Here is a 12,547-nt window from a genome sequence, read left to right as displayed (position 1 = left end):
TCATGTTCACTTTGTAAGTAATAAATTCCTTTTTAATATCATTTATGATATAATATAACTATGAAATGGAATATTGAATTATATCAAGATGCTTCTGGTAAAACGCCTGTTTTAAAATTTATTCAGTCCTTACCAGAAAAACATCAATCAAAAGTATATCGTGAAATTGACTTACTTGAATCATTCGGAACTAATCTTAGTTTTCCACATACGTCAAAGCTTGAAGGAGACAAGTATAAGAAACTATGGGAATTACGGATTAAATCAGGTTCTGATATTTCAAGAATCTTCTACTTCGCATATATTGATAATACTTTTGTCCTCTTACATGGTTTTGTTAAAAAATCTAACAAGACACCTTCCCGTGATCTTGATAAAGCGATCTCCAATATGAATGACTATCTCGAAAGGAGTGGAAAATTATGAAATGGAATGATGCAAAACAAGAATTATTGAAAAATCCAAAACTTGTCGAAGAACTTGAAAAAAATGAATTGGAATATCAGCTGATTTCTGAATTTATTCAAGCTCGATTAGATTTAAAAATGACTCAAAATGATTTAGCTAAATTGACTGGAACTAAGCAATCTAATATTTCAAGATTTGAAAGTGGGAACTATAATCCTTCGTTAGAATTTCTTGAAAAAGTTGCCTCTGCTCTTGGTAAAAAAATTAAAATTGACTTAATTTGAAACTTTGCTTATGCTGAGTTTCTTTTTTTCGTAGAATTATGTCCATGTCATGAAAATTGCATCTAACGTTCCCGCACTTACCGAAGTTCATCCTTTTGACCCTTAGGGCAAAAGTGGCTGAGTCCTTGCTTCGCAAGGGCTGTGTCATCAGAGTGATTTTGGTAACTGACGTGTTATAGGTTGGTTCGATTACTTATTGCTGATTATTGAGATATTCTATCTTTCTTTTCAATCTTCATTTCTAAACCTAGCGCATCTAAAATCCTTATAAAATTAGAAAGTTTCGGAATATGTTTTTCTCTCTCAAATCTTGATATTTCTTGCTGGGAAATACCTACTTTATCAGCTAAATTCTTTTGAGTCATTCCAATCTGCTTTCTTGTATCTACTACTTGTCGAATTAATTCATATTCTTTTTCTATTTCCAAATATATTTCATTGAACTCATTATCTTTTCTCAATTCATTCACTGTGCTTTTTACATCAATTTTTTTGAATGGCATTTTTTGTACCTCCTATTCAATTTCTCTCATCCTATTTTTAGCTTTTTCCAGTTCAAACTTTTCAGCTTTRCCCTTTTGTTTTTTACAAGCATGTAAAAAATATATATTGGCATCATCCACTAATAYATAAAAAATACGATTATGTCTTGGATACTTTATTTCCCATAATTTTCTTTCCAATTGTCTTGTGTTCAGATTTTCTAAAAAAGAGAGCCCTTCTGCTTCTAATGATTCTATTATGAAATAGCCTTCAACGCTTTCTCTCTTTGGTAGATTATCTAAATATTCTCTTATTAAGTCTTTTCCACCATTTGTATGGTATGTATGTACTTTCATAATATCTGCCTTTTATTTGTCTTATTTACATTATACATCATATTTGATGTGTTTGAAATGATAATGTTCAATATCGAACTTGCCTATAACGTTCAGAGCATGTCTGAAGTGAGCGTGTCTGCGTCAGCAGATTGGCACGATCCCTTGCAGCTCTTTCGCAAGGGGCGTGACAACAGCTCATTTTGGGAGTGCTGTGTTAGGCGCTGTTCATTGTATTTTTCAAATATTATCGACTACAATAGGATTCATGCATTTTTCTATATATAAAGGATGTTCATTATTATCAATATAGGTTTTAATGTCATTAATGTTGGACAGTGTTCCAATCATGAAATGTTTCAAGGGTTTTGTGCAAGCACATGGGTACACTTCACCGCTGTAAGTTAAGTAAAGAATTTTGATTCCTGCTTGGCAACCAATAGCGCTCTTGTGGGGTCGGCACGGATAATGCTCTGGAAAACCTGATATTGTAATGTTAGGTTTGCTCAAATGCATTTTATCAATGATATTTAGCAAAACTTCATTTTGCTTTTTATATGGAACTCCAATTTCGTTCCAATTTTCGCTTGCGTTCCCCGTTCTAACCATTCTCAACAGTCGAATTTCCTCTACTCCAAGTTTTTCAATTTCTTCGATGGTACTCAATAGGTTATCAATGTTGTATCGATTGATAACAAGGTGGATTCGTACAGAAATTCCTGCCAACAGAAAATTCTGTATAGTATTAATCGTGGCTGCATGTGAACCAGGTGCATTCGTAATATAATCGTGTAGAACTGGATTCTCATGGTATATGGAAATATATGCATCTGAAATCCCGTGAACTCTTATTTCATGTGCTCGTTCAATTCCCACAGGGCCAAACCCACCTTCATTGCTGACAACGCCTGAAGAAAATATTCCAATTGTGATATTCTGGTTCACACTTTTTATGCGGTCTATAAACTGGATGAAATCAGGCCTTAACAACGGCTCTCCTCCTGTGAGATATGCATGAGCACCGTTGGGGAAAATTTTCAGAAAATCGAGAAGGCTACTATCAGAAAATCCTATTTGCCCTGACTCTCTCATTGAGGCGGATGAGCAATGCTTGCAATTCAGTATGCATCTGTGCTCACTTTCTACTTGCAATTCATAGTATTTATTCATTATCTAGCCCCATTTCATATTTTTTAAATCGTTCTGTATTTTTTCTATGTTTAGCCAGAAATTCATTTTCAATATCAATATTTAATTGATATGCAAGTTTAATGACGTAGATGAATATGTCAATAATTTCTTCTGATAACTGGCTTTTTACTTCACTTAGTTTAAAGTCTCCACGGATTACTTTTTTTATGATATTTGCAGTTTCTCCGAATTCTCCGGCTAAGCAAACCACCAAAAACTGTAGCATTTCAGGGTTTTCATCTGTGATTATTTCGTTCCAACTGAAATTTGATTTATGCATTCTGTCGAAATTCTTCTGTATTGAAACTATATCTTTTATACCCATATCATTGACCTCTCTCTTTTTCGAACTCATTTATTAGATTTCTTATCGCTGTGGTTACATCATGTTCGATTTTTTCGATGGCATTATAATCCGATGTTTTTTCTCTTTCAACTTTTAACTCGCCCAGCTTTTTTAATATTATTTCTGTTTTACTGTAAAGTTCTCGTGAGCACTTCCCCTTATTTGAAACTGCTAATAAAGCTTTATTCAAATTCTCAAGACCATGATCTTGAATTACGGTTTCTGACAAATCGATTTTTTCTTCTAGCATATCAATAACAGCCTTAAAATCCTTTTCAATAATACTCATAGTTAAATCCGATTCAGTGACAGAATCAATTTGGGCTTTTCTGAAACAGCCATAATTTTCTTTGTATTGAGCCTTGTACGCCACAATTGTCAAATTGATTCTTTGAATTGATCTAATTTTATCTTTTAACTGTTGAGCCATTATATAAGCTTCACAGATATTAATTTTCAAAAAATGTTTTACTTCCAATGCTCTCAAATACAAAGTAAGGAATAATTCGCTTCTTTGATCATCAGCAAATCCGAACTGAATGATATCAAGCGAGGGCAAAAATCGATCTTTGCTATTGGCAACCATGTTGAAATCTATTAGTGGTATGATTGCTCTACTGCTAGTTGATTTATTCATCAGCTCCTGAATAATATAGTCCATGCCCCAGATTGATTCACTTTGCATATACTTTCCGTGGTTATAATAAAGACTTTCCGGAACTGATTGACTTTGCCAATCACAAGCGACAGGGATTATATCAGAAAAGTATGTTTGTATTTCTTTTTCAAAACTATTAAATTCGGAACTTAGGGTAACCTTGAGATTGTAAATTGACTTATAGTGCTTGGTTTCTCGGACTATAGTATCATACAAATCCTTTACCGACGAACTCGTAAAAGTATTGCATCTCTCTCCGATAAATACATCATGCCTGGTAAACATATCAAGGTCAGCGCTGTAACGATAGTTGGTCACTTTATCTATACGGCCCTCCGAGGTTTCAATGAAATTGAATTGCTTGTTGATATCAGGAACTTCTTTTAGAAATGGTCCTACTCCAATGACTCTGCAGGTTTCACCAATAAGGATGTTCTTATATCCATGGGTATGACCATGCATAATTGCAATAATGTTATTATTTTCAGCCCATTCCATCAGCTTATATGCATTTCTTATTGCTGAAGTATCACCATCATTCTCGCTAAGTAATGTATGATGGACGACAAGAATTGTTGGATTTTCACTTGGCAGCTTTCTAAGTCCCTGAATATCAAGCATTCCGATTTTAGTGTTTTTATGGAACGTTGAGTTTGAAAGAAGGACATCTATACCATTAAAGGCTCTTAAATGGCTGTTTACTTTGTCATTGTACTCATATTGAACTTCGGTGTATCTTTTTGTGAAATTGTCAAAATCAGCGAACTCATTATTGCATAAATCGTGATTCCCTGGAACAAATTCAAATTTGACGGCTATGGTTGAGAATAGATCGTTTTTCATATAATCAAATATTATGCATGCCGTTTCGAATAGTGTAGAATCGCCTTTATCTATGATATCGCCGCAGATACAGATTAGTAGCTCCTCACCAGGCACCAGTCTACTTAATATGGATTCCTTCATTTTTGTCAATTTCGTTTTTACGGTTTCAATATCTGTAGTTGAATCAATGTGGATATCTGAGAGTTGAAGTATCTTCATATTTGCTCCTTTTCTTGTTTTGTGAATGGCGCCTAACGTTCCCGCAATTACCGAAGTTCATCCTTTTCACCCTTAGGGGAAAAGTGGCGCAGACCTTGCCTCGCAAGGGCTGTGACATCAGATGAATTTCCGGTAATTGACGTGTTGGACGAAACCGCTACCGCGGTGACTTTTTAAATCTTTTTGCCCTAGACATATAGTGCTTTCTTTAGATATTCTTATTCTGAATCTAAAAGAAAAGGAGCTATTTTTTATGTCTAAATTATTATCTAAAATGCAAATGGATATGGAACTCAGAGGTTTCAGTCCAAAGACTGTCACTGTCTATCTCAAAGGGGTTAAGAAGATTTCGAAATTTCACAACTTGCCACCTGAGAATCTCACCTATGATCATGTTCGCGAATTTTTACATGATGCAATTACCAGTAGAAAGCTCAGTCGATCTTATGTAAATTCAAACTACAGTGCCATTAAATTCTTCTTCGAAACTACTCTTGGTCGTGAATGGAATATGGTCGATATTCCTAGGGTAAAACAACCGTCTAAGCTTCCAATTGCTTTAACACCCACACAGATTCACGCACTTTTTGACTCTGTCACAAATCTTAAGCATAAAACCATGCTTGTAGTCTGTTACTCTTCGGGTTTGCGCGTTGGGGAACTTATGAACCTTAAAGTCTCTGATATTCATTCAGATACGATGCGCATTCGCGTCAGAGATGGCAAAGGACTCAAAGAACGCTACACGCTTCTTTCGAAAAGTGCTCTTGATCTTTTAAGAATTTACTACAAGCAATATCACCCTAAAGATTACCTTTTTCAAAGCTTCTCAAAAGGCAAACCATTGACGACGCGGACCATTCAAATGGTGTTTAGGACCAAGTGTGATCTCTTAGGATTTCCTAAAGAAGCCACGATTCACAGTTTAAGACACAGCTTTGCGACACATCTGCTTCTTGCCGGAACCAATGTTGTCGTTATTCAAAAACTGCTTGGTCATTCTAAGCTTTCAACGACCACTGTCTACCTTCATTTAACTACCGCTGACGTGACTAAAGCCATTAGTCCGTTTGATAGTTTGGAGGTTTTTAATGCCTAATCTCCAAGATATTTTTGTGCGTTTCTTTGAGGACTATTGTCAAACCCACAATCCCTCATATGATCAATATAAAGTCATGAATGCTCTCATGGCTTGTCGTACTTCTAAACTGGGGGGACATCATAATGTTTGCACAAATTGTGGTGAAACTTCTATTGCTTATAATTCTTGTCGTAATCGTCATTGCCCACTTTGTCAGTCTTTCAAAAGAGAAAAATGGCGTGTTGATCGCAACTCTGAACTTTTAAATGTCCACTACTTCCATGTGGTTTTTACTGTCCCTGAAGAACTCAATCCAATTTTCTTTGCCAATCAAGCTTTTGTAGTTTACACCAAAGAAAACTTTGACTCACCTACTCACGTGGTTAACTACTTATGGCAGTATACTCATCGTGTGGCCATTTCCAATCACCGCATCCTCAAAGTCACTGATGATCACGTCACTTTTAGATATAAAGACAATAAAGACTCCGGAAAAACCAAACAAATGACACTTACTGGCACAGAATTCATACGCCGGTTTTTAATGCATGTACTGCCTTCTGGCTTTGTGAAAATTAGACATTATGGCATTCTCGCTGCTAGAAACAGGCCCACAAAGCTTGCTCACTGCCAGCGCATTATGAAGATTATTCCTTCTAAAAAATCCAGTGATTATACTGCACTTGAGTTTCTAGTCAAATTTATGCGCCTTGATTTTTCTAGGTGTTCAAAATGCCCTTTAGAACCTTCTAATTGTGATACTGTCATGCAAGAGGCTACACCACATATTGGTGCAGGTTAAGCTTTTGAAACTTAATAGATTCTTACACGTCCAAATGATTGAATGTACTTTCATGGGGAGGGGGAATCTATGTCATTGTATCAATTTTTCTATGGATTCACAATCTCATTTTTACCTTTTGTAAGGCGTTTATTCAAAATCTGTTCTAAAAAACCTAAAGAGCAGATCATTGGATACCCAAAGATAATGGTGACGCGGCTTCGCCCAACACAATGTTCCTAAATCACATTTTATGCCTCCTTGAGGCTTATTTTTTTGTGTGATTTAGAAACATTACTTTATGTTATCGGATAGTTGGATTTTTGTGACTAGATATTGTCTATTTTAACACTCTATCAATTTCAATAGGATAATCACATTCTATTGATAGTTTCTCTTTTTGGTTTTTAATATTGAATGTGAAATTCTGAATATACTCAGTCATAAAACAATCGAAATATTGCAATTGAAAATTTTTTATTTCATTAAAATCATTAAAATTGACTTTAATATATACTGTTCTATCAAGTTTCATACCCGAATTTATAACATGATTAAATGCAAAACCACCAATATTATTGCCATTATGATAAACTAAAGTTCTTGCAAAATTCTTACCTATATTCTCAATTTCAATCAATACATCTACAGAATGTTTACCTATTCCCAATTCACACAAATAATCATTTTTTAATAGATTATTATCGTTTGAATTTAAAACCGAAACAACTTTCAAATTCAAAAACGGTTGGTTTTCTAGAATTTTATTTATAACATCATTGCTTCTATAATATCTAATTGTAATCAATATTCCAAAAAAGGATATTATACCAGATACGAGTCCTCCTAGAATTCCACCCCAATATGAACTCAATGAGCTTATCCATGTAGAAATATTCTCGGAACTATAACTTTTTATTTGTAAAATCTCTCTAATATAATTATCAAATCCTTTGTAGCTATCAAAAATTAACACAATTAGTAACATTAGCAGTATTAATTCGAGTATGTAGTTTTTATTTCGGTTTTTAGTTTTATACTGGTGACCAAGTCTTGTCATTGTGAATTTATTTTTAGACACTATAATTCTCCTTCTTTCTTCATTTTTTAAATCCAATTTTCGATAACGTTTCGGCTGTTCCCGCTGTCTCTGTTCGCATTGATCGCTTGGCGATATTCTTGCCCTAAAAAAATAAGTCTCTTTTGCAAGAATAGTGACAAGCGATCAATGCGAATTGGCGCTGAGTTTGCCTCAGGTTCGCAACCTCCGTGACAATAAGAGATGGCGGGAATAGTCTGTTATCTGTTGCCCTGTAGGCGAGCTGGAGCACAGGACGTGCGGGAAGCTCTTGTACAATTCTAGTTTCTTTATAATCTTGGCTTCTTCTGATGCTCCCATTATGTAAATCAATTTTATAACTTCTTTTATTATATCTTTTTTCAACTGAATTCGTTTGTAAATTTGATCTTATTAACCCGATTTTTTATCTTTTATCTGCTTTTCTTTATTTATTACGGCGCAGTGGCAATGGTTATTAATTGATTGTAGGCATTCCTAGTATATATTTAAGCCTCTCTATTTTGAATGCCTTTTGACGCCTCAAGAGCATAATGCAAATCTTTTCTTACTTTCTGTACAATGGCAAAGTTTAAAAATTCTCACGGTTTTTCTATCGGAATATAATGACCACAATTCACCAACATCGTCTTCCATTAAACACTACAAAAATCGCTTCAATTCTCGTTTTGGACAATCGTCATGCTTCATTTTGCGTTATTCTAATTTTGGTCCCTACTGAAGATTTACTCATATTTATTCGTTATCCAATTTATATCACAAACACCTATTTGAAGGTTTCAATCCTCATGAACAATTATTTTCGTTTGTCAAATACCAAGATCATCATCTGACAATGCCTTATCTTTTAATCTTCGTGACCGTCATGGACGACGGTCATAAAGCCTACAGGGTTTCAGAATAACGTCTCGGGGATTCTCGAAGTGCCTTGGTCTCGGCGTTCGCTTGGCGACGTTTTTGATCCAAGTTCACAAAAACGGTGACAAGCGATTAGCTGAGAATTGGCGTGACTCTTGCCTCAGGCTTGCATGAGGCATGCCAATAAAGGCATTTTGAGAATCCTCTGTTATACGATGCCGCATGCACTTAGTCTTTAAAATACATCGTGCTTTAAYGGCGGGGCACCTTAGGGTCTCGCCRTTATCTTTCCTCTGATCACATTTACCCAATACTTCTTTTTTCTTTTATAATCGTGATGATTTTTAGACAATTATACGGTATGTCTTAGTATCATCTATTTGATCATATTAAATTTTCAACTTTCTTTGTGCGGTTTCGTGATAACGTTCCCGCTATTTCCGAAGTCACCGTTCTCGCTGGGCGCTTGGCGACATTCTTGCCCTAAAAAAATAAGTCACTTTTGCAAGAATGATGACAAGCGCACAGTGAGAATTGGCGCAATCGTTGCTTCCCTTTCGCAACGATTGTGACGATAGGTGATTTTGGAAATAGGCGTGTTAGACGTTGTCGCATGCTCTTAGTCTCAATTTGGTATCGTGCATTAATGGTGGGGCGCCTTAGAGTCACACCATTATCTTTCCTTTAATCACAATGGACCAAACCGTCTTTTCTGATCTTTTCAATATTAGTTTTAACAGCTTGAATATGGCACGCCATTATAAATATATTCATTTGTTTTGATTATACTTCCTAATGTGTTCGTGCGATTGCGTCTAACGTTTCCGCTATTTCCGAAGTCACCGTTCTCGCTGGGCGCTTGGCGACATTCTTGCCCTAAAAAAAATAAGTCTCTTTTGCAAGAATGATGACAAGCGCACAGTGAGAATTGGCGCGATCGTTGCTTCCTTTCGCAACGATTGTGACGATAGGTGATTTTGGAAATAGACGTGTTAGACGCTGTCGCATGCTCTTAGTCTCAATTTGGTATCGTGCATTAATGGTGGGGCGCCTTAGAGTCACACCATTATCTTGCCCTTRATCACAATGGACCAAACCGTCTTTTCTGATCTTTTCAAAATGAGTTATAACAGTTTGAATATGGCATACTTTGATCAAATATATTCGTCTGTTTTGATTATACTTCCTAATGTGTTCGTGCGATGGCGGCTAACGTTCCCGCGATTACCGAAGTTCATCCTTTTCACCCTTAGGGGAAAAGTGGCGTAGTCCTTGCCTCGCAAGGGCTATGACATCAGATGAATTTCCGGTAATCGACGTGTTAGCTGTTGAAGCAGTCGTTTTACAGATCATGCTCAATTGATTCTCCACAATGTGGACAAATAATAGTTGTCTTTTCAATGTCTTTTTTAGTAATCAATTCTATAAACCCAGAGCTAATAATTCCCGTAGGTAATGCTACTAGTCCAATACCTAATATTGCAATTATACTTGCAAATAATTTGCCCATTGCTGTTATTGGATAAATATCACCATATCCTACCGTAGTAAGCGTTGCAATTCACCACCAAAATGATGCAACTTTCTTCGGAAATGAATCTGGTTGAACCTCTGATTCAAAATAATACATCATTGTTGATGAAATCATTATCATAAAACCCATAACAAATACGGTGGCTAATAGCTCATCTTTCTATTCATTTACTGCCCCAGGTATTAAGCCCAATGCTATTGTATATCTATTGATTTTTAAGATTCTTAGTAATCTAGAAATTCTAAACATTCTTAAAAATCTTAAATCCACTTTTATTAACATTGGTAAATAGAATGGTAATATCTCAAATAGATCGATCATGGCCATCGTTGAATGCATGTATTTGAATATTGCTCCAAMTTTAGTTTTTGAAGAAGGATATCGCAAATCTGCTGTCCAAATTCTTAAAGCATATTCGATTGTAAATATAACTACCGAGATTATTTCAAAAGTACGAAATTGATAATAGTACAAGGAATAAATTGAGTTAAATGATTCTAGAACTATTGAAATTGTGTTTGAAATAATTAGAAGTAAAGTTATAGAATCAAAGTATTTGATCGCTTTGTCACCTTTTTGTGCTTTTTCAATTATTTCGTAAGTTCTACTTTTAACCGATGAATACTTCTCCATAATTTTCTCCTGATTTTTTGACTGCTTTTTCAGCTAACGTCTCGGGGATTCTCGAAGTGCCTTGGTCTCGGCGTTCGCTTGGCGACGTTCTTGATCCAAGTTCACAAGAACGGTGACAAGCGATTAGCTGAGAATTGGCGTGACTCTTGCCTCAGGCTTGCATGAGGCATGCCAATAAAGGCATTTTGAGAATCCTCTGTTATACGATGCCGCATGCACTTAGTCTTTAAAATACATCGCGCTTTAACGGCGGGGCACCTTAGGGTCTCGCCGTTATCTTTCCTCTGATCACATTTACCCAATACTTCTTTTTTCTTTTATAATCGTGATGATTTTTAGACAGTTATACAGTATGTCTTAGTATCATCTATTTGCTCATATTAAATTTTCAACTTTCTTTGTGCGGTTTCGTGATAACGTCTCGGGGATTCTCGAAGTGCCTTGGTCTCGGCGTTCGCTTGGCGACGTTYTTGATCCAAGTTCACAARAACGGTGACAAGCGATTAGCTGAGAATTGGCGTGACTCTTGCCTCAGGCTTGCATGAGGCATGCCAATAAAGGCATTTTGAGAATCCTCTGTTATACGATGCCGCATGCACTTAGTCTTTAAAATACATCGTGCTTTAATGGCGGGGCGCCTTAGGGTCTCGCCGTTATCTTTCCTCTGATCACATTTACCCAATACTTCTTTTTTCTTTTATAATCGTGATGATTTTTAGACAATTATACGGTATGTCTTAGTATCATCTATTTGCTCATATTAAATTTTCAACTTTCTTTGTGCGGTTTCGTGATAACGTTCCCGCAGTTACCGAAGTCAGTCCTTTTGACCCTTAGGGCAAAAGTGGCGCTGTCCTTGCTTCGCAAGGGCTGTGTCATCAGAGTGATTTCCGGTAACTGACGTGTTAGCAGATGTCCAATAAATTACTTTATAGTGCCTAGATTATATTTATCTAGACACTATAAAATTATTTTGTGTACTCAACTCCATTACACTTAGGACATGGTGGCAATCTATCAGAATCATCATCAAGATTAACTATTGTAGAACAATTAGTACAAGTGTAGCTTCCTTTACCAGGTTTTTCACCAGTTTTATACTTCATAACGTCCTCCTTTATTTGTCTAAATATACATTAATAACATTATCGTTTGCTGATACACTAATATATTGCAGCTTGTATTCTTCATCATATACTTCGATTTTATCAGCCATCTTTAGATGCTCAATTTTACTTATATCATCATGATATAATGGTGTGTTTAAAGTCTTTCCATTATAAATGTACGCTATAAGTATATCATTAGGATTCTCTTTTTCTTTAATTGGTTCATAACAGTTATGGCAATATTCTGTTTCATCTGATATTTCTTTTTTACAAGTTGGACATTTAATTAAATTCCCCAAGTTTCTCACCTCCTTTCTTAATTGTCTTGGTTGGATTTCTGCTAACGTTCCCGCGATTACCGAAGTCACTCCTTTTGACCCTTAGGGCAAAAGTGGCGCTGTCCTTGCCTCGCAAGGGCTGTGTCATCAGAGTGATTTAGGTAATCGGCGTGTTAGCAGATCGTTCAAAACGTTTATACGCTTTGAATAAGTTTCAATAGCTTTTTATTGATAAAAATCTTCTCTTTTCCTCTTTGCTCAACTGATAGTATGCCTATGTTTACCAACTCATTCAAATAATTAGATGCTGTTTTTCTTGTAACACCTAATTCAGATTCTATGCTTCCAATCCTTGTATAAAATTCTGTGAAGATTATATTTACCAATTCTTTTGAATATATTTTTGGATTAACATTTTTGATATGATCTCCAGTTTCGTCAACAAG

Annotated in this window: 14 protein-coding genes and 1 pseudogene; 4 read left to right on the top strand and 11 right to left on the bottom strand. The window is 35.6% G+C overall.

Annotated elements, in window-relative coordinates; all coding sequences use genetic code 11:
• The first annotated feature begins 60 nt into the window (after nt 1–60).
• Together F3D3_RS15420 and F3D3_RS15415 are read left to right on the top strand one after the other, a co-directional pair.
• Nucleotides 61–426, top strand: coding sequence for a type II toxin-antitoxin system RelE/ParE family toxin (locus tag F3D3_RS15420; protein WP_069875353.1), 366 nt, complete (start codon nt 61–63; stop codon nt 424–426).
• On the top strand, nt 423–692 hold the full coding sequence (locus tag F3D3_RS15415) for a helix-turn-helix domain-containing protein (RefSeq protein ID WP_069875352.1): 270 nt from the start codon (nt 423–425) through the stop codon (nt 690–692). Before F3D3_RS15420 ends, F3D3_RS15415 begins: the two co-directional genes overlap by 4 nt.
• Nucleotides 693–895: 203 nt before the next feature.
• Here the strand turns inward: F3D3_RS15415 and F3D3_RS15410 are convergent, their stop codons facing one another.
• The 5 genes and pseudogenes from F3D3_RS15410 to F3D3_RS15390 all read right to left on the bottom strand — a co-directional run bounded on the left by F3D3_RS15410 (nt 896) and on the right by F3D3_RS15390 (nt 4,749).
• Nucleotides 896–1,195 (bottom strand): helix-turn-helix domain-containing protein, encoded by a 300-nt coding sequence (locus tag F3D3_RS15410; RefSeq protein ID WP_069875351.1) that lies wholly within the window; start codon nt 1,193–1,195, stop codon nt 896–898.
• Nucleotides 1,196–1,207: 12 nt separating this feature from the next.
• Complete coding sequence (locus F3D3_RS15405; protein WP_069875350.1) at nt 1,208–1,531, bottom strand: type II toxin-antitoxin system RelE/ParE family toxin; 324 nt, start codon at nt 1,529–1,531, stop codon at nt 1,208–1,210.
• Nucleotides 1,532–2,170: 639 nt separating this feature from the next.
• Nucleotides 2,171–2,680 (bottom strand): annotated as a pseudogene (locus tag F3D3_RS25235) (radical SAM protein); the annotation flags it as partial.
• A complete protein-coding gene (locus tag F3D3_RS15395) occupies nt 2,673–3,026 on the bottom strand; it encodes a MazG nucleotide pyrophosphohydrolase domain-containing protein (RefSeq protein WP_069875348.1) in 354 nt (117 codons plus the stop codon). The pseudogene F3D3_RS25235 and the gene F3D3_RS15395, both read right to left, overlap by 8 nt.
• A 1-nt stretch (nt 3,027) precedes the next feature.
• Nucleotides 3,028–4,749 carry a metallophosphoesterase gene (locus F3D3_RS15390; protein WP_069875347.1) on the bottom strand — a complete coding sequence of 574 codons (1,722 nt, stop codon included), beginning with the start codon at nt 4,747–4,749 and terminating at the stop codon, nt 3,028–3,030.
• A gap of 253 nt (nt 4,750–5,002) precedes the next feature.
• Between F3D3_RS15390 and F3D3_RS15385 the strand changes: the two genes are divergently transcribed.
• Together F3D3_RS15385 and F3D3_RS15380 are read left to right on the top strand one after the other, a co-directional pair.
• Nucleotides 5,003–5,848, top strand: coding sequence for a site-specific integrase (locus F3D3_RS15385; protein ID WP_069875346.1), 846 nt, complete (start codon nt 5,003–5,005; stop codon nt 5,846–5,848).
• A complete protein-coding gene (locus F3D3_RS15380; RefSeq protein WP_069875345.1) occupies nt 5,841–6,632 on the top strand; it encodes a transposase in 792 nt (263 codons plus the stop codon). The genes F3D3_RS15385 and F3D3_RS15380 overlap by 8 nt, the downstream gene beginning before the upstream one ends.
• 319 nt (nt 6,633–6,951) lie before the next feature.
• Here the strand turns inward: F3D3_RS15380 and F3D3_RS15375 are convergent, their stop codons facing one another.
• From F3D3_RS15375 to F3D3_RS24220, 6 genes are all read right to left on the bottom strand, one after another.
• Complete coding sequence (locus tag F3D3_RS15375) at nt 6,952–7,692, bottom strand: hypothetical protein (protein ID WP_069875344.1); 741 nt, start codon at nt 7,690–7,692, stop codon at nt 6,952–6,954.
• A gap of 2,197 nt (nt 7,693–9,889) precedes the next feature.
• Entirely contained in the window at nt 9,890–10,108 is a 219-nt protein-coding gene (locus tag F3D3_RS23425) for a potassium channel family protein (RefSeq protein WP_255364396.1), read from the bottom strand.
• Between the two features lie 132 nt (nt 10,109–10,240).
• Nucleotides 10,241–10,714 (bottom strand): ion transporter, encoded by a 474-nt coding sequence (locus F3D3_RS23420; RefSeq protein WP_084389087.1) that lies wholly within the window; start codon nt 10,712–10,714, stop codon nt 10,241–10,243.
• A 968-nt stretch (nt 10,715–11,682) separates the two neighbouring features.
• The gene (locus F3D3_RS15365) at nt 11,683–11,820 is read right to left on the bottom strand and encodes a rubredoxin-like protein (protein WP_069875343.1); all 138 of its coding nucleotides are present in this window, start codon (nt 11,818–11,820) and stop codon (nt 11,683–11,685) included.
• Between the two features lie 11 nt (nt 11,821–11,831).
• Nucleotides 11,832–12,122 (bottom strand): hypothetical protein, encoded by a 291-nt coding sequence (locus F3D3_RS15360; protein WP_069875342.1) that lies wholly within the window; start codon nt 12,120–12,122, stop codon nt 11,832–11,834.
• Nucleotides 12,123–12,295: 173 nt separating this feature from the next.
• A partial coding sequence (locus F3D3_RS24220) for a hypothetical protein (protein WP_374700079.1) occupies nt 12,296–12,547 on the bottom strand: 252 nt, incomplete at its 5' end.

The organism is Fusibacter sp. 3D3 (genome assembly GCF_001748365.1).
In the GTDB taxonomy this organism is placed as follows: Bacteria; Bacillota; Clostridia; order Peptostreptococcales; family Acidaminobacteraceae; genus Fusibacter_A.
This window is presented reverse-complemented; position numbering and strand designations above follow the sequence as displayed.